This is a genomic window from Sorangium sp. So ce726 (assembly GCF_051521405.1).
In the GTDB taxonomy this organism is placed as follows: Bacteria; Myxococcota_A; Polyangia; order Polyangiales; family Polyangiaceae; genus Sorangium.
Map to the genome: position 1 here is coordinate 9,724,213 of NZ_CP150349.1, position 18,499 is coordinate 9,742,711.

Sequence of the window (18,499 nt, forward strand, 5' to 3'; positions counted from 1 at the left end):
GGAGAACCAGCCGCTGGGAAGGGCGGCGGCGCGGCGCCGGTGCGGGCCGGAGAGAGTCAAAAAACGCCTGGAATCGCGTGGTTTTGCGCGCTCCACGTCCTGCGCGCGCCGCCTGGGGCGGTCGCGGAGGCGGCCGCCGCGACCTGGGCATACCCGCGGAGACGCGCGGGACAGGCCCTCAGCCGGCGCGCAGCTCGTCGAGGAGCGCCCGGGCCGCCTCGAGCGAGCCGTCCTCCGAGACGGACTTGTCGAGCATCAGGCGCGCTTTCCGGCGGTCGCCGGCCGCGAGCGCCATCGCCCCGAGGTGGTAATAGGCGAGCGCCCGCGCGGCGGGCGTCGTGCCTCCCTCGCCGGGCTCGGGGGAAATCTTCATCAGGGTGACGGCGCGGTAAGCGCGCGCGGCGATGTCCTCTTCCCCTAGCCCGAGCGCGCTCTCGCCGAGCTCCATGGCGACCTCGCCGTTCTGAGGATCGTTCTCGAGCGCCTTCGTGAGCGCCGTGAGCGACTCGTGCAGATTCCCCTCGGCGTCCTCGATCCGCGCGACGCGGTGATAGACGGCGCCGAGGTGCCGCGAGCGACGCCCCTTGGCAGCCACGATGAGCTCGGCGGTGACCGCGCGCGCCTCCCTCGAGTCGCCTGCGGCGAGCAGCGCGTCGACGAGCAGGAGGGCGACCTCGTTCTCCTCGGGGCGCAGGGAGCGCGCCTCCCGGAGCGCCGCGGCCGCTTGCGCGGCGTCGCCGACGTCGAGCAGCAGGCGGCCGGCGGCGACGAGGAGCGTGAAGCGGCCGGCCACGTCGGACGCCGCGGCGGCGTCCTCGAGCGTGATGGCGGCGAGCTCGCGGTTCGCGCCGATCTCGGCGTAGAGCGCGCGAAGGCGGTCGCGGATCTCGGTATTGCCCGGCGCGGCGCGGAGCGCGCGCTCGAGCCCGCCGCGGGCGTCGCCCAGGTGACCCGCGCGCGCGCAGGCGCCGGCCAGGAGGAGCGCCGTGGCGACGAGGGCGTCGCCCTCCTCGAGCGCGATGAGCCTGCGGTAGACGGCGCTCGCGGCGTCCCACCGCGCAGCGGACTCCTCGAGGCCGGCGAGCGCCTTGAGCGCCGCGCGGTCCTTGGAGTCGGCGTGGAGCAGATCGCCGAGGTGGGCGCGCGCGCGCTCGACGTCGCCCGAGCGCGCGAGGATCTCGGCGAGGCGCAGCCGGAGCGCGCGCGGCGAGGCGGCGCCCGCGGCCTCCGCCGCGGCCTCGCTGGGCGCGCCCGCGGCCTCGGCCTCGGCGGACCGCGCCGCCGCGCGCACGAGCGCCCGCTCGAGCTCGGCGACGAGCTCGGTGGCGTACTCGGCGCCGCCGAGCGCGTAGGCGCGCTCGAGATCGGCGAGGGCGCGGTCGCCCTGGCCGAGCGCGCCGTGGACCTCGGCCCGCGCGCGGTAGAGCCACGGGTCGTCCGGGCTCGCCTCGAGCGTCGCCGTGAGCGCGCGGGCCGCGCGGGCGTGGTCGGAGACCGCGCCGCACGCGTCGATGAGCGCGATCAAGACGTCGCGATCCCCGGGTGCGACGCGGAGGGCGCGCTCGAGGAGCTCGGCCGCCGCCGCGGCGTCGCCGGCGCGATCGCGGAGGAGCTCGGCGGCGCGGCAGAGCGACTCGACGCGCGCTTCGTCGCCGTCGGCGACGTGCGCCGTGAGCACGTGGAGCTCGGCGAGCGCGTGCCAGGCCTCGCGGGCCGCGTAGCGCGAGGCCAGCTGCTCGCGGAGCCGGTCGCTCGTGGGGCAGACGGCGTACCCGGCCTTGAGGGCGGCCTCCGCCGCGGCGTCGTCGCCGCGCGCGCCGTGCAGCTCGGAGAGCTCCAGGGCGAGCTGGGCCGCGTCGCCGCCCTGCTCGGTGCGCAGGAGCTTCTCGAGCGCGTCGATGAGATCGTCCGCGTTATCGCGCTTCCTGCTGAGGCGCACGAGCGCGCGGAGCACGTCGCGGTTCGCGCCGTCCCAGTCCGCGGCCCCGAGGTAGACGTCGCGCGCGCCGCGATCGTCGCCGCGCTGCTCGAGGAGGGCGCCGAGGCGCATCGAGATCGACGCGATCGACGCGACGTCCGCGCGATCCTTGGCAGCGTCGAGCTGCAGCGCGAAGAGCTCGCCGAGCTCGTCGGTGCGGCCGGCCTCCTCGAGCATCGTGGCGAGGAGGATGGCGGCCTCCACCTGGGTCGGATCCTCGTCGAGGATGTCGCGGAGCAGGACCGCCGCCTTCTCCGGCGACTCCTGCGCGAGGAGGCGCGCGCGCTCGAGGCGCAGCGCGCAGCGCTCGGAGAGATCGTCGACGAGGGGCGCCGTCTCCTCGAGCAGCGCGGAGAGGCGCGCGGCGTCGCCGCTCCGCCGGTACACGCCGGCGAGGGGCGTCCAGATCTCGCGCTCGGCGGGCTCGCGGGCGCGGAGCTCCTCGTAGAGGCGCGCTGCGCGGGCGAGGTCGGCGAGCGGGCCGGCGGCGAGCTCCGCGGCGTGCAGGAGCAGCGCGCGCTCCTCCTCGGGCGCCGAGGCGCGCGCGGCGCGCTCGCAGAGCGACGCGGCGGCCGAGAGATCGCCGGCCTCCTCGCGGAGCTCCGCGAGCGCGACGAGCGCCCACGCGGAGCCGGACGGATCGGACGAATCGGACGAATCGGACGAAGACCGCACGCCCGAGCCAACGATGCGCAGCAGGATCGACTCGGCCAGCTCGCGATCGCCGAGCGCGCGGGCGGTGCGGACGGCCTCCTCGAGGACCCCGGGGCCCTCGACCTCGGCGAGGAGCACCAGCGCGTCCACGAGGGCGCGCGGCCGCCCGCTCTGCCGGGCGAGGCGCTCGAAGAGGCGGATCGCGCGCGGGTTCCTCGGATCGGTGCGGAGCGCGTCGCGCAGGATCGCCTCGGCCCGGTCCGGATCGGCGTGGAGGTCGAGCGCCGCTTCGAGGAGCGAGATCGCGTGATCGACGTCCGCGGCGTCCGCGGCGAGCAGCGCGGCCAGGCGGTACCGCGGCCAGGCGCGATCCGCGCCGCCCGCGGGGGCGGCCGGCGCGTCGGCGAGGCCGATGCGCTTGCGGAGGACGTCCGCCTGCGCGGCGCGGTCGCCGAGGCGCGCGTAGATGGCCTCGAGCGAGCTCCACAGCTGCTCGATGTCGGCGCCCGCGTCGCGGCCCGCGGGCGGCGCGCCGGCCGCGATCTTCGCCTCCGCGCGGCGGTAGACGGCCGCGGCGCGCTCCTGATCGGCCGGCGAGAGCTCGAGGGCGCGGCCGAAGCGGAGCAGGAGCGCGACCTCGTACGGCTCGGAGGCCGCCCGGGCGACGAGCCGCTCGACGAGGTCGAGGTACCGCTGCGTCTGGCCCGAGCGGCGCGCGAGCTCGAGGGCGGCGTCGTGCGCGGCGCCGGCGCCCGGCGTGAGATCGAGGGCGCGCAGGCGGGCCGAGAGCGCGAGCTCCGGGCGATCGAGCGGGCCTTCGTAGAGCGACGCGAGCTCGCCGAGCGCCGCGGCGGCGTCCTCGGCGGACCCCTGGGCAGGGCCAGCGAGCCGCGCCTCGAGGGCGCGCGCGAGCAGGTCGTGGCGCCCGCGGGCGCGCAGCGCGACGAGGAGCTTCTCGTGCTCGCCGTCGCTCTCGCGCGCCGCCTCGAAGGCGGACTCGACATACTCCGCCTCGCGATCGGGCGCCCCCTGCCGGCGCGCGATCTCGCCGAGCGCGAGCAGGACCTCGGCCCGGCTGAACGAGGTCGAAGACGGGAGGCCCACGCTGGAGCGCGTCGGCGGCATCGTGCTGCGCCGCACGCCGACGAGCCCCTCGCCCTCGTCGCGTGGCCGGCGCGCGACGAGCAGCAGCGCGCGGTAGGCGCGGTGCGCGCGCTCGAGCTGGCCGTCCTCGAGGGCGAGGCCGGCGAGGCCGTGGAGCGCGTCGGGGTGCGCAGGGTCGACGCGCAGCGCGAGGTCGAACTCCGCCATCGCGCGGGCGCGATCGCCCGTTGCGAGCGCGACGCGGGCGAGCTCGTAATGGACGAGCGCGCGCTCCTTGGGGCGGCGGGTGCCGAAGTCGGCGATGATCCCGCGCAGGGCCGCGGTCGCGTCGTCGGCCCTGCCGGCGGCGGAGAGGGCGCGGCTCCGCGCGAGGCGCAGCGAGAGGTCGTCCGGCGCGAGCGCGATGGCCTCGTCGAACAGCGGGATCGCGGCGGCGGGCGAGTCGCCGCGCGTGAGGTAGAGGTCCGCGGCCTCGCGGAGGAGCGAGAGCCGGGCCGGCGCCTCGTCGGCGCGCGCGGCGTCGCCCGCGATGAGCGCGGCCAGGGCGCTCCACGCGCCCGACGCGCGGTAGAGGTACGCGAGCCGCTCGCGCAGCGGGGCGGGCTGCGCGGCGCGGGGCAGCGCTCGCTCGAGGGCAGCGCGGGCGCGATCGGGCTCGCCGGCGGCGAGGTACGCGTCCGCGAGGCGGAGCACCGCCTGGTGCAGCTCCTCGGGCGCTGCGCCGGCGCAGAGCCGCTCGAGCGCCTCGGCGGCGGCCGCGTGCTCGCCGCGGCGCACGAGCAGCCGGGCGAGGGCGTCGAGCGCCTCGACGGACCCGATGTCCGCGGCGCGGCGGTAGCTCGCGATCGCGCGCTCGGGCTCGTTGAGCTCGTGCTCGGCGAGCGACGCCGCCTGGAGCCAGAGCTCGGCGCCCGCCCTGCCGGCGTCCGCCGACCCGCGCGCGGCCGCCTGCTCCTCGCGGAGCAGCATGAGCTCGCGGTGCAGCCCGCCCGCCTCGAGGAGCGAGGCGAGCCTGTCGATCGACGGGCCGTGCCCCGGGCTCTCCGCGAGGTTCTGGCGGAGCAGCGCGATCGCCTCGGACGCGCGCGTGGCGTCCGCGAGGAGCTCCGCGGCGTCGTAGCGGAGCGCGACACGGCGCTCGAGATCGCCAGAGACCTCGATCTGCAGCTCGCGCAGGCGCACGAGCTCCTCGCGCCGACCGGCCGCCCGGAGCAGCGCGGCGAGGCTCTCGCCGACCGGCTCGTCCGTCGGATCGTCCGCGAACAGCCCGCCGTAGAGGGCGATCGCCTCGCCGGGCTCCGCCGCCTCGGCGGCGACGCGCAGCAGCCGGCGCCGCTCGCTCGAAGCGAACGGGAGCGCGGCGCCGCGCCGGCACAGCGCGACGATCTGCGGCCTGTCACCCGCGCCCGCGAGCATGCCGACGAGCGCGTCGATCGCCCAGAGGGCGGCGCGCGAGGCCGGCCACGCGCCGGTCCCCGGGGGCTGCCCCTCCTCGTCGCCGAGGCGCTGCACGGCGATCTCGAGGAGCTCCGCCGCGATCTCGCGGGCCCGCGCCGCGTCGCCCGCGTCGCGCGCCGCCTCGACGGCCTCGCGGTAGAGGGCGAGGTCGTGCCCGGTCGCCGCAGCGAGCCGGAGCAGCGTCGGGACGAGCGAGGGCCCGCGCCGTCGCCGCAGGAGCTCCGCGAGATCGAGCAGGATCGCGCGGTTCGCCGGGTCGTGGAGGAGCGCGCGCTCGAACGCGCGCTCGGCGGCGTGCTCGTCGGCGCGCGCGTCGCGGTGCCAGCGGCCCACGCGGGCCGTGAGGTCGCGGAGCGTGGCGGCAGGGACGTCGCCGCGGCGCTCGAGCTCCGGCAGCGCGTCGGCGATCGTGTGCCAGCGGCCCGCGAGATCCGTGAGCCGCAGGAGGCCATCGGGCGGCTCGGCGCCGGGCGACAGGAGGAACGCGCGGAAGGCGAGCTCGAAGGCGCCCTCCAGGTCGTCGCCTCGCTCCTCGAGGAGCGCCGCGGAGGCCTTGAGGATGGCGACCCGCTCGGCGTCCGTCTCGGCCGCGGCGAGCCGCGGTTCGAGCAGCGCGATCTGGCCGCGCCAGTCGTCGGCGTCGGCGCAGATCTCGAGCAACGCGCCGACGGCGGCGATCAGCGCGCCGCGATGCTCGGCCGACGCCGGGTCGATGCGGCGGAGCAGGTCCTCGAGCCCTGCGCGCGGCGCGGGCGAGCGCGCGGCGCGCTCCCCACCGTCGGCTGCCCAGCCACCGCCCTCGTCGCCCGCATGGCGCGCGTCCCGCTCGGCCTCGTGCGCGCGGCGGTAGCCCTTCACGGCGAGCTCCCACGCGAGCGTGCGATCGCGGTGCGTGTCGCCGAGGCGCTGGAAGAGCTCCACGCTGCGCGCCGCGCCCGCCCCGCCGGGGAGCGCGGCGGCCGCGGACGCCTCGACCTCGAGCAGCGCGACGAGGTCGCCCCAGCGCTCCGCGCGCGTGTAGAGCGCGGCCAGCGCGTCCCCGCTCTCCGGGTCGGGCGCGAGCTCCTCGCGGATGCGGCGCCAGGTGGCGATCGCCTCGTCGGCGTCGCCGAGCTCGCGCTCGAAGAGCCGCGCGACGCGCCCGAGATCGCGCCGGCCGCCCGCGCCGCCGCGCACGGCCGCGCGGCGCTCCAGCACGGCCGCGAGCTCGCGGTACCGCCCGCCCTCCTCGAGGAGCGCCGCGAGGCCGTCGAGCGCCGCGAGATCCTGGCGGTCGTCGACGAGGCGCGCCGAGTACGCCGCGATCGCCCGCGCCTCGTCGCGGAGCCGCGAGGAGGCGAGCCGCGCGAGCTCGCCGAGGGCCTCGCGCCGCGCCGCCGGGTCCGTCTCGATCGCGGCGAGCGTGTCGAGCACGTCGCACCGCTCGGCGACGCGGTCGGCCTCCGCGAACAGCCGATCGAGCGCGCGGGCGGCGTCCCGCGCGGCCTCGGCGTCGCCGCTCGCCTCGGCGAGCGAGAAGAGCCGGCGGAAGAGCGCGATCGCCCCGTCGGCGTCGCCGAGCCGGTCGCGGCGGAGGAGCGCGGCGTCGCGCACGAGCGAGAGCGCCTGCTGCGCGCCGCCGGCGCGCGGCTCGGCCGCGGCGAGGACCTCGGCGAGGCGGTCGTGCCGGCCGAGGCGCTCGGCGAGCTCGGCGAGCTCCGCGCGATCGCCGGCCTCTGACGGCCTGAGCTCGACGAGCTCGGCGAGCCGCGCGAACGCGCCCGGCTCGTCGCCGAGGGCGTCACGGCGGAGCCGCACGATCTCGCGCAGCAGCGCCGGGCGGTCGCCGGCGTCGGCGCCCTCGAGCTGGATCTCGAGCACGCGCACGAGGTCCGTGGGCTTCGCCTCCTCGCGGTAGTGCTTCGCGAGCAGCGCGGCCGACCGCTGCCGCGCCGCGCGGGCATCGAGCGCGCCGGCCTCGCCGGCGGGCGCCTGCTCGGGCGGCAGCGCCCCGAGGATCCGCTCGAGCAGCGCGAAGGCGTCGACGGAGCGCGGCGCCGCGCGGACAGCGCGCGGCTCCGGGGGCGCGTCGAGGAGCTTCTCGACCACGGGGAGCGCCGACGCGGCCTCGCCGACCCCCTCGATCCAGAGGAGCGCGACGCGCTCGCGGAGCCGATCCGCGGCGTCGCCGGAGAGCCTCGGCAGCTCGGCCGAGAGGAGATCGATGAGCGGGCGATGCCTGCCGTGCCGCTCGTAGAGCCGCTCGAGCGCGGCGCGGGTGCGCGCGTCGTCCTGGAGCGGGAGGAGCTGCTCGAGGTAGCGCATCGTGCGCTCGCCGTCGCCGGCGAGGTCGCGCGCGACGGCCGCGGCGTCCTCCAGGAGGAAGACGCGCTCGTCGGCCGCCGAGGTGCGCTCGAGCATCCCGTCGTAGAGCGCGAAGAGGTCCTCCCAGCGCTCTGCCGCGTTGTAGGCGAGCTTCAGCCGCTCGAAGCCCCAGAGCGAGCCAGGCACGAGCTCGACGAGCCGGCGGAGCAGCGCGAGGGCGGCCTCCGGCGCGTCGAACCACTCCTCGTGGTGCTCGACGGCCCGCCGGCCGATCTCCTCGACGATGTCGGACGGCAGCGCCGCGCCCGCGTCGAGCGCCGCGGCGTGCGCGGCCGCGACGCGCTCGGGCTGCTTCGCCCGGCGGCCGAGCTCCTCGAGCCGATCCCAGAGGGCGAGCTCGCCCGGCAGCTCGGAGACCGCGCGCAGGGCGACGTCGAGGCCGCGCGGCGCGTCGTGGTCGTGGTGATCGAGCAGGCGCTCGAACCAGCCGCGGCGGACGGCGGCGCGCTGCGCGGCCGCGAGGCTGCCCGCGTCGAGCAGGGCGCCCGGCGCGGCGTCCGCCGGCGAGCTCGCGAGGAGCGCCTCCAGCAGCGCGACGCGCGCCTCGGGGTCGTCGAGCGCGTCGCAGGCGCGCTCGAGGAGGAGCGCGGCGCGCGCCTGCGTCTCGGGGCGCCCGAGCGCGCGCTGCACGATCTCGAGCACCGCGGGCTCGATCGTCCCGGCCTCGATCGCGGGCGCGACCGCGTCGAGCGCGTCCGCCGGCCGATCCAGCCGATCGAAGAGCAGCGTCGCGAGCTCGACGTCGAGCGCGACGCGCGCGCTGCCCTGGCTGCGGTCGCGGCGCACCGCGAGCACCTCCGCCGCGCCCTCGTGATCGCCCACCTCGGCGAGGAGGCGCCCTCGCGCCGCGAGCGCGTCGTCGTTCTCGGGATCTGCCTCGAGCAGCCGGGCGTAGAGCGCCGCGGCCGCCGCGCGGTTGCCGATCTCCTCTTCCCAGGCGGCCCACGCGGAGAGCGCCCTCGGGCGCTCGGCCTCGTGCCCGCGCTCCACGAGGAGCGTGAAGAGCCAGCGCCGGTCCACCCGGCGCGCGAGCGTGTCGGGGCTCTGCGCGAGGAACGCGCGGAACGCCTCCAGCGCTGCGGCGTCGAGCGCGCCCAGCGCGGCGTCGCCGTCATCGTGGGGCGAGAGCAGGCGCCGGTAGACGGACGCGGCGTCGTCCTGCCGCTCGGGATCGGCGGCGAGCACGCGCGCGAGCGCCGCCTCGATCGCCCGGACCCGCGCCGCCGCCTTGCCGGCGGGCGCGCTCCCCTCCCCCTCGGCCCTCATGCGATCGCGGAGATCGAGCGCCGCGTCGACGAAGCGCGCCGTCGCGCGCGCCCGGATCGCCGCGTCCTCGAGCGCCGCGAGCGCGGCGAGCGCCTCGTCGTCGGACGCCGCGGTCTCGAGCAGGACCTCGCAGACGGCCGCGAGCCGGGCCCAGGCCCCCTGCCCGCGGTAGAGCGCCGCGAGGCGGGCGGCGGCGCCGCGGTGCTTCGGCGCGACGGAGAGCACGCGCTCGTAGAGCTTCTGCGCCCGCTCCGGATCCGCGAGCGGCCCCTCGGCGAGCCCGGCGGCGCGCTGCCAGGCCGTCACCGCGGCGTCGAGGTCGCCCGGAGCGGCCTGCGCCGACGGGGCGTCGGGCGCGTCCGCCGCGCGGATGCCGAACGCCGCGAGCTCACCGAGGCGCTCCAGCCAGAGCGCCTCGTCCTGGGGATCGCCCGCGGCGGCGACGCGCCGCTCGAGCACCTCGCGGAGCAGCGCCGGATCGCCGGCGGACAGCGCGAGCGCCTCCATCGCGGAGAGCGCAGCGCCGTCGAGCGCCGCGCCGCTCGAGAGGATCGCGCGGTAGTGCGCGACCGCGCTCGGGACCTCACCGCCCCTCGCCGCCGCGTCGGCCATGCGCAGCTCGTGGGCGACGCGCGCGTCGGGCGCCACGCCCGGGAGCCGCTCGGCCAGCGCGCTGTAGAGCGCGCCCCACGCGCCGCCCGCCGCGTACGTCTCGAGCAGCGCCTCGTACGCCGCGTCGTCGCCCGGGTCGTCCTCGATGGCCGCGCGGTACGTCGCGGCCGCCCCGGCGAGGTCGCCGACGTCGCGGCGCTGGATGGTGCCGATCGCGTGCAGGAGCTCGCGCCGCCGCGCGGGCGCGCACGGCTGCGCGAGCGCCTCGCGGTAGAGCGCGAGCCGCTCCTCGGGGCTGCCCTGCTCGCGCAAGAGCGCGTCGACGCGCGCGATGAGCTCGAGCGACGAGGGCTCGAACGCCAGCGCGCGCCGGTAGAGGGCGAGCGCCTGCGTCACGTCGCCGCTCGCGAGCAGCGCCTCGCCCGCGCGCCGCGCGAGGTGCGACAGCGCCGGGCTGTCCACCGCGCGATCCCCGAGCGCCCCCGCGAGCGCCGGCGCGCGGCGCGCGGACTCGCTGCCGTGCTCCGTCAGCCGCTCGACCTCGGCGACCCACCGCGCGAGCCGCTCCGGTGCGTACGCGGTCGCGAGCGAGAGCCCGCGCGCCGAGAGATCGAGCGCCTTCTTCGGGTCCCTGAGCTCGCGCTCGGCCACGGAGGCCGCCTCCTCGAGCGCCGCGAGCCTGCCCGACACGTCGGCCGGCGTCGGCGCGGACGCGCCGGGGGCCCACGCGACGGGCCCGAGCTCCGCCTTCGTCTCGAGCACGCGCACGAGAAGCGGCGCCGCCTTCTCCGCGCGCGCGATCGGCTCCAGCACCGCGCAGGCCGCGAGCCGCTGATCGTCGGTCAGCAGGAGGTGGGAGCTCTGCCGCGACGATTCCGCGCCGGCGACGCCGTTGCCCGGGGGCGCGCCCAGCATCTTCTCGACCGCGAGCCGGCTCGATCGGTCGGTCGGATCCAGCGCGAGCGCCCCGCGGTACGCGGCGATCGCGCCGGTCGGGTCGTCGAGCCGCGCCATGCGGATCGCGCCGATCCGGGCGAGCACCGAGGCGCGGTCCTGCCCGGCCGCGAGCCCGGCCTCGGCCTCGAGGAGCGCCTCGAGCTCGGCCCAGCGCCGCTCCTGCTCGAGCAGCGGGATGAGCCGCGCGTGCGCCTCGCGCGACGCCCCGAACGCCGCGAGGTAGCGGCGCCAGGCGGCCACGGCGGCGGGCAGATCCGCGAGCCGGGTGCGCAGCTCGGCCGCGCGGAAGGCGAGCTCCCGCGCCGCGCGGCGGTCCGGCTCCGCCTCGGCGCGCCGCTCGAGGACCCACGCGAGGCCCTCGTGCGCCGAGGTGGCCTCGTACAGCCGCTCGAGCGCGGCGAGCGCGCCCGGCTCGCGCGAGGAGCCCGACTCCGCGAGCTTGCGGTAGGCCGCGATCGCGCCCGCGGCGTCGCCGAGCTCCTCCTCGTAGAGGCGGGCGAGCCGCTCCGCCGCGGCCTCGCGCGCCTCGGCCTCCGGCTCGGCCTCGGCGAGCCGCTCGAGCGCGCCCGCGAGCCCGCGCGCGTCGCGCTCGCGCTCGCAGAGCTTCGCGAGCCCGCGGGCCGCGCGCCGCACGGCCGCGTCGTCGGGCTCGCCGTCGAGCGCCTGCTGGAACGACGCGCGCGCCTTCCTGCCGTCCCCGAGGCCCTCGTACAGCTCGCCGAGCTCGGCGGCGATGCGCGCCTTGAGCGGCTTCTCCTTGGCGCCGGCCGACGCGCGCACGAGCACGCGCGCCGCGTCGGCCTGGCGGTCGAGCGCCGACGCGAGCGCGACGAAGCGCTCGCGCACCGCCTCGTCGGACGGATCGACCGCGAGGATCTGCTCCGACAGCGAGAACGCCGACGCGAGGTCGCCGAGCTGCTGGAACTGCAGCTCGACGAGCCGCTTCTGCACCTCCACGCGGCGCGGCCCGCGCAGGTTCTCGATCTGGAGGGCCATCATCCGCGCCGCCTCCGGGGCGTCCCCGCGGCGCGCGTGGGCTGCCTCGAGCGCCGCGGCCGCGCGCACGAGGACGGTCTTGCGCGCGAGCAGGGCCTCACCGGCGCGGAGGGCGGCCTCGTGGTCCGGGTTCTGCGCGAGCACCTCCTCGACGTGCGGCAGCGCCCGCTCGAGCTCCTTGAGCGGGCCGCTGTAGAGGTCGATGAGCCGCGCGCGGATCTCCAGCGCGTCGGGCGGCGGCGCCTCCGCGGTGAGCGCCTGCTCGAGCATCCTCGCGATCTCCTGGTGCCGCCCGGCGCGCGCATAGCGCGCCTCGAGCTCCCAGCGCGCCGAGGAGTCGCCAGGGTCGACCTTGAGGATCTGCTGGAGCAGCTTGATCGCGCGCTCCTCGTCACTCGCGCCGTTTCCGCTCACGTCGACGAGCTCGAACGCGCGGTGGAGCAGCGACAGCTGCTCGGCGCGGTCCGCGCGGTGGCCCGCGGCGAGCGCGTAGAGGTCCGCGAGCTTCGGCGGCTCGTTCGCCTCCTGGAGGATGCGCTCGAGCCGGAAGAAGGCCTCCTGGTGCGAGGGCAGCACGGAGAGCGCCCGCTCGAGGTAGGGGCGAGCGCCGCCGGGGTCGCCGAAGGAGTCGGCGAGGAACTCGGCGGCGCGCACGAGGACCTCGGCCTGGGCGGCCTGAGGGAGCATCCCGAACCGCCGCTCGCCGACGAGGCGCTCGTAGGCGAACGCGAGCTCGGAGAACCGGTCGTAGCGGGCGGCGGTCTCGTGGAGCTTCGTCCAGAGCTCGGGGTGCAGGCTCCCCTTGGCCGCCGCGGCCACGAGGACGTCGAGCGCGGCCGCCTCGTTGTCGATCCCCTGCTCGAGCGCGGCTTCGAGGTTGTCGATACGGAACGAGACGCGCGCGCTCTTCGTGTCCTGCTGCATGTGGATCCGGACCTCGGCTGGCGGTGGTGCAAGGGGCCGGCGTGCCGGCGCTTCCGTCGAACCTGCGCCCGCAGTGCGCTGCGGAGCGCTGCCCAAGGTAACAGGAGCGTTTCCCAAATGGGCTCGGGGATCGGGGCCCGGCGCTGGCGGGGCGGGCTCGACCGCCGGGGGCGGCGGCGCGCGGGAAGCGCAGCGACGGCGGGGCGAATGGCCTGAGCAGAGGTGATGAGACGCGGTGAGGCGTGTGAGGGCGACCGCGCATGCCCCAGCCGGCGGGCGCCGCGGACCAGCCTTCTTCTGTCGAGGCGACCTCGAACGCGCGGCCAGCGGGCGCGCCGGGGTGGTGCGTTGTCTGCCGGTCGGCGCTCGGGTAGGCGCAGCGCCGCCAACTTGCCACCTCGAGCGCCGGGACGGCCCGAGCAAGGGGGACGATGGCGCCGGGGTTTGCTCGATCGCGCCCGCCGCGCAGCATTGCTGGTCGGGTTGGCGGCGCCCGCCCGACTCTCTCGTTCGAAGTACCCGAGCCTGCTTCGAGGATACCGATGAATCCAATCGTGATGCTCACCGACTCGAGATCGGCGCGCTGGGCAACTTGACCGGTCCTTCGGTGGGCACCAGGACATGCTCGGTATCCGCGCAGGGAAGCGTCCGCTCGTCGACGGGGAGCACCTCGCAGGGCGCGCAGACGCGGTCTGCGCAGACGAAAGGAGTCGTCAATGCGCATCGAAAAAGCGATGCTCGGCAGCCTCCTCGCGGCCGCGCTGGTCGGCGTCGGGCCCCTGGACGCGCGAGCGAATGAGCCCGTGGCCACGACGGAGAACGCGGTCGACAGCCCGGCCGGCTAGAGCCTCGGGGGGAGCAAGCCGAAGGCGTACAACGTCGGCGTCGACAGCAGGATCAAGCGCAGCGGAAAGGCAGCCGCGTTCCTCAGGTCGGTGAGCGACCCGGGCGATGGGTTCGGCACCTTGATGCAGACCATCAGCGCCGTTGAGTTCCGCGGCAAGCGGGTCCGGCTGCAGGGCTGGGTGAAGAGCGAGAACGTCAAGGGCTGGGGCGGCCTCTGGATGCGTGTGGACGGTCGCCACGAGCACACGCTCGCTTTCGACAACATGAGCCATCGCGCCATCAAGGGGACGACCGACTGGACGCAGTACCACGTCGTCCTGGACGTGGACAAAGCGGCCGAGTCCATCTCGTTCGGCACGCTCCTCACCGAGACCGGAGCGCTCTGGATCGACGACCTCGATCTCTCGCCGGTGCCGACGACGGTGCCCACCACGGAGCTGTCGCTGGCCAGGACGCTCCCGCCGCGGCCAGTGAACCTCGGCTTCGACGACTGACAGCGCCTCGCCTCCGTGAGCCAAGCCCGAGGGCCTCGGTCAAACGCCGGCGCCTCGCCAGCGACGGCGTTACTTGGCCGCTTCGAAGCTGAGCCCGAAGCGCGCGCGGCGCGGTGCAGCGCCGGTGAGGTGGATCCTCTCGACGATGCGGCTAACGCACTGCTCGCTGTCGACCCCCGTGTAGCCGGCCAGCTTGGCAGCGCTATCCGGGCTGAGCTCGATGTCGAGCTCGGCGGGGCTCTTCGGCGGCTCGCCGTAGCAATACGGCACCCGGCGCGACAGCACCTCCTCGAGCAAAGCGATCTCCTGCTTGCTCAAGGCCTTCGCGCTCTCCGCGTTTGCCTTCGCGATCACCCGCACCTTGGGCTTGCCTCCCAGGCGGAAGACGTCGCACGCGAGCCGGCCCTGCTGCGACTTGTCGTTCGCGGCCTCGACCCGCGCCTTCGCCGCATCCGCCTTCTTCTCGCGGTCGGTGTCCGTGTACACCTTCACGAGCGAGCAGCACGCGCTCACCGAGCCGCTCGCGCACGCTCGATCCAGCGCCTTCTCGGCGATCGCCGCGTGAATCTTCGCCGGCTCGAGGTCCATGTGCAGCTCGCCGCGATCCTCGCAAGCGGCGACGTCTCCCGCATTGCATGCGCGGTCGAAGCTCTCGTCGACCTCCTTGTCGTGGCCGTCCTGTCTCGAGAGCGCCCGGCCGAGCGCGGTACAGCTCTTCGCGCTCCTCTGGCACGCGGCGCGGAGCTCCTTCAGGTGGGCTTCGCGCTTGTCACACGCGCTCTTCGCGCCGAGCTTGCACGCCTCGCCGAACGCCCGCAGCGCAGACCCGAGCGAGAACCCCGGGAACTCCTTGTCCTCTGCCTTCGCGTGGAGGTCACCCAACGTCTCGCACGCGGCCACCTTGCCCGCCGCGCACTCGGTCTCGCAGGTCTCGATGTCCTGCGCTTCGCTGCACGTCTTCGCCGGAGCGGGCGCCGCGGTCGCCGCGCTCGACGCGGGTTCGGCGGGCGCCGGGCTCACGACCGGAGCAGGCGCCGCGCCGCTCGCACCAGGGGGCGCCTGCGCGGGCGGGGCGTCTGCGGGCGGAGCCGATGGACCGCACGCCAGGAGCGAAACCGCGGCGCAGGAGGGGAGGAGAATGGCAGCGAGGCGCATTTTCACGCGCGTCACCGTACAACCATTCCGACTTGGCAGGGCGGAAAAACGGGATCGCTGGGCGCCAATGCCGTCGCACCGCAATGCCGCTTCGAGCGCCCGAGCGTGGCGCCCGCCACGGTGTCGTTCGCGCGCGGCGGCCGGCTCCCCGCCGGCTCAGGGCGAGCAGGTCCCGGTACCGTTGTTCTCCTCGCGCACGCTCTCGGGCGGCCAGTCGAGGCGCTCCACGAACGCCTCGACCTCGCAGCTCGGCAAGCTCTCGTTGCCCATGACCTCCATCCAACCGATCGTCCGGGCGCCCAGGCCGCGCAGCGTCGCGAGCGCGCGGTTCTCCTCGACGATGAGGCTACCGAGATCAGCCAGGCCCTCGAGTCCGGTCAGCCCGACCAGCGCGTCATTGTCCTGGATGACGAGCTGGCTCACGCGGACCAGGCCACGCAGCGCGTCGATGTCCACGAGCGATCCGTTGCCTTCGAGCGTCACGACATCGGTCACGCCGTCGCCCTCGCTGAACGAACCGAGCCCGTCGAGGCTGATAAGCGCGGGGTTACCTAAGATCTCGATCCCGTTTCGGACGTTGCGGAGGCCGCTCAGATGCCGCAGATCCGTGAGCCGGGGATTGTACGCGATCGACAGCAGAAAGAGATCCGAGATCTGCTCCACGCCTGTAAGGCTCACGAGCCCGGCGTTCTGGCCCAGGGAGAGCACCGACAGCTCGGTCACGCCGGCGAGGTCGGACAGGTCCGCCAGGGAGCCACAATCGGTGATGAACAGCTCTTGCAGGCGCGTGAGGCCGCCGAGATCGATCCTGGTGAGCTTGGGGTTGGAGTTGAGATAAAGCGACGGCGCGTCGCCCGTGTCCGAGCCAATGTGGGCGAGTGCGTTGGCGCTCACCAGCTCGGGGTTTGATTCGATAAAGGCATACACGACACCACGGAGCGAGAACAGGCCATCGAGGGTGTTGATCGATGAATTGCCACTGATGCTGAGAGCATCGACGGTTTCCAGCCCCCCGAGCCCGATCAGGTGCTGGAGACGCTCGTTCCGCGTGATGGTGATGGATCCCGCACGAACGAGGCGCTCGAGGCCATACAGCGAGCCCAGCTGCGGGTTCTCCGCCAACACGAGGTTCTGCACGGTCGAGAGGTTCCCGATGCCGTCCAGCTTGAGGAGCCCGTCGTTCCCGGAGATGGCGAGCTCCTCGAGATCCTCTACGGCATTGAGGCCATAGAGGCTGGTCAGCGCGTCATTGTCGATCACGCTGACTCGCCCGCGGCGCAGGCTCACCAGCCCGCTCAGCATCGTCAGCCCGTCGTTGCCCTCGATCCAGAGCTCCCCCTCCTCGAAATTTTCGACGCCTGGCAAGAACGAGAGCGCGTCGTTGTCGACCAGGCGGAGCGTCCCCCGGCGGAGGCCCTGCAGCCCGTCCAGCGACACGAGGTGGTCATTGCCCTGGATCAACAGCACCCCTTCCTCGAACCTTTCGAAGCCTGACAAGGAATCGAGTTCATTGTTGTCGATGACGTGCACCTCATGTGCGTTCACCCCGACGCCGGCGACGCTCTCGAGGATCGGGTTCTCACGGATCTCGATGATCCCCTTGACCTGTTGCAGGTTCGGAAGCTTGCCGAGGCGGAGCAGCGACGCGTTCCGCGCCACCTCCAGCCGCGCTCCAACGCGGGAAAGGGAGTCGAGACCGTCGAGGCTCGACAACTGCGTGGTGTCGCTGACCACGAGGCGGCCCGTGATGGTCGTCAGACAGGCGAGCGGGGACAGGTCGGAGACCTCGCCGCCGATGTTGAGCCTGCCATTGAGCACGGTGACGCCGCGCAGCTTATCGAGATCCTCCTGGCGATTGACATTCCAGGTGCCGGTTTCCACGCGGGTCGGGTCGCACCCCTGCTCGGCGCCCCCCGCGCCACCGGCACCCGCGCCCCCCGCACCCGCGCCACCGGCACCCGCGCCTCCCGCACCACCGGCACCCGCGCCCCCGACGCCCGGCTCGCTCGGCCCACCTCCCGAGGATTGACCGCCTGAACTGGCACTCGCGCCGATCGCTGGGTCGCCCGAGCCCGATGACGTGCCGCTGGCACCGCCAGCCCCTGCCGTCGCTCCGACCTCGCCTTCCTCCGCCGGCGGTCCTTCGACGTCGAGGTCAGCCCTGCCCCCACAAGCCGGAGCGAACGCAATCGCCGCAAACACGCCCACCCACCACGGGTTCCGCATGCCGCGAGGTTGGGCTCACCGCGATCCCGCGTCAAGAACGAGCGGGTGCTGGAACTGTGCGGTTACAGCACGGAAATTTTGCAGGAGACGCGGAGCGCGCCGTGCCCGTCTCGTTGTGTCTGGGACCTCTGACAGGTCCGCTCAGGGTCGCTGTGGAGCGAGCGCTGTTCCTGTGGTGCATGGATCATCTGTTGTTAGAGCACCGCGTTTGCAGGAGCGATCGCTTGCGATCTCGCACACGCAGCCTGATCACCACGGGCCGCGGCCCGGGCGCCAGGGAGCGCGAGCTTGCGCCGCGCTCGTCTCTGCGCGATCTTCTCGCCATGCAATTCGTCGAGGTGCTCACCAGAGACGGCATCGCCGAGGTCACGCTGAACCGACCGAAGGTCAATGCCATGAACCAGGCGGTGCTCCGCCAGCTGGCCGACGTCTTCCAGCGGCTCGCGGAGGACGACGCCGCGCGCGGCGTGCTCGTTCGCGGCGCTGGCAACTGCCTGTCTGCGGGTCTCGATCTCCGCGAGGTCGCGTCGCTCGATCGAGAGGGGCTCGCAGGCTTCCTCGACGACTTCGACGCCGCCTTCGGCGCCGCTTTCCGCTTTCCGAAGCCGCTCGCCGCCGCCGTTCACGGCCACGCGATCGCGGGCGGGCTCCTGCTCGCGATGTGCGCTGACTTCCTCGCCCTCGGCGCCGGCGACTACAAGGTCGGTCTCCCCGAGCTCGCCGTGGGCATCGCCTTCCCGCGCGTCGCCTTCGAGATCGCCCGGACCGCCTCTCCCGCCCGCGCGCTCCGGAAGCTCGTCTTCGGCGCAGAGCTCCATTCCCCCGCGAGCCTCTTCGACATGGGCGTCGGCGACGCGCTCTCCGCCGAGCCGCTCGAGGACGCGCGCCGCTTCCTCGCGACGGCGTGCGGCCGCCCCGCCGCGGCGTTCCGCCTCGCCAAGGCGAGCCTCCGCAGGGACGCGTGGGAGCGGGTCGCGGCGCAGCCGCCCGCGGAGCGGGAGGCCCTGATGGACGCGCTCCTCTCCTCGAAGCAGGCCTTTCTGCCAGCATGAACGCGCAGCGCTCGGCGCGCATGGGCCGTCGCTCGCCCCCCTGAGCGCGCCAGTCGCCGAGATCCCCGCCTCCTCGCCGTCACGCATAGTCCAGCGCACTCCTCCAGTCGCGCCGCCACGCCACACACGACGATCGACCGACGATCCTCCGGACGATCGGGCCCCCCTCCTGGAGAGGCGATGTTCGTTCGATCGCCTATCCACGCGTCGAGGGGGTCGCCTTCATTGCACAGCCTGCGGGAGTGATGAATCGATGAGACCGCCTGTACGCGACGAGCGCCCCGATGACCACATTGTCATCGTCGCATGCGATGGGCGCAGATCGGCGGACACAGCCGCGATCAAAGTAACGCTTGCCGGGAATGACGAATTCACCTAATCGATCAACGGAGCTCGTGGGTACGCCCTGATTC

At 75.1% G+C, this 18,499-nt stretch carries 6 protein-coding genes; 3 read left to right on the top strand and 3 right to left on the bottom strand.

Features of this window, described 5'->3' with window-relative positions; translation table 11 throughout:
- Positions 1-178: 178 nt before the first annotated feature.
- Positions 179-12,313 (bottom strand): hypothetical protein, encoded by a 12,135-nt coding sequence (locus WME79_RS36160; RefSeq protein ID WP_437524415.1) that lies wholly within the window; start codon positions 12,311-12,313, stop codon positions 179-181.
- A gap of 716 nt (positions 12,314-13,029) precedes the next feature.
- Here WME79_RS36160 and WME79_RS36165 point away from each other — a divergent pair.
- Both WME79_RS36165 and WME79_RS36170 read left to right on the top strand, forming a co-directional pair.
- Complete coding sequence (locus tag WME79_RS36165; RefSeq protein ID WP_437524418.1) at positions 13,030-13,158, top strand: hypothetical protein; 129 nt, start codon at positions 13,030-13,032, stop codon at positions 13,156-13,158.
- Positions 13,159-13,281: 123 nt separating this feature from the next.
- Positions 13,282-13,653: a hypothetical protein gene (locus tag WME79_RS36170; RefSeq protein WP_437524420.1), complete on the top strand. Its 372-nt coding sequence runs from the start codon at positions 13,282-13,284 to the stop codon at positions 13,651-13,653.
- A 69-nt stretch (positions 13,654-13,722) separates the two neighbouring features.
- Here WME79_RS36170 and WME79_RS36175 read toward each other — a convergent pair whose 3' ends face one another.
- Together WME79_RS36175 and WME79_RS36180 are read right to left on the bottom strand one after the other, a co-directional pair.
- Complete coding sequence (locus WME79_RS36175; RefSeq protein WP_437524423.1) at positions 13,723-14,814, bottom strand: hypothetical protein; 1,092 nt, start codon at positions 14,812-14,814, stop codon at positions 13,723-13,725.
- 150 nt (positions 14,815-14,964) lie between these two features.
- Positions 14,965-17,010 carry a leucine-rich repeat domain-containing protein gene (locus WME79_RS36180; protein ID WP_437524425.1) on the bottom strand — a complete coding sequence of 682 codons (2,046 nt, stop codon included), beginning with the start codon at positions 17,008-17,010 and terminating at the stop codon, positions 14,965-14,967.
- A gap of 347 nt (positions 17,011-17,357) precedes the next feature.
- Here WME79_RS36180 and WME79_RS36185 point away from each other — a divergent pair, with 347 nt between their 5' ends.
- Positions 17,358-18,086 carry an enoyl-CoA hydratase/isomerase family protein gene (locus tag WME79_RS36185; RefSeq protein WP_437524428.1) on the top strand — a complete coding sequence of 243 codons (729 nt, stop codon included), beginning with the start codon at positions 17,358-17,360 and terminating at the stop codon, positions 18,084-18,086.
- The last annotated feature ends 413 nt before the right edge of the window (positions 18,087-18,499 follow it).

Coding starts and splice junctions, on each gene's coding strand:
- WME79_RS36160 (WP_437524415.1), bottom strand. CDS start 12,313: ATGCAGCAGGACACGAAGAGCGCGCGCGTCTCGTTCCGTATCGACAAC.
- WME79_RS36165 (WP_437524418.1), top strand. CDS start 13,030: ATGCGCATCGAAAAAGCGATGCTCGGCAGCCTCCTCGCGGCCGCGCTG.
- WME79_RS36170 (WP_437524420.1), top strand. CDS start 13,282: ATGCAGACCATCAGCGCCGTTGAGTTCCGCGGCAAGCGGGTCCGGCTG.
- WME79_RS36185 (WP_437524428.1), top strand. CDS start 17,358: ATGCAATTCGTCGAGGTGCTCACCAGAGACGGCATCGCCGAGGTCACG.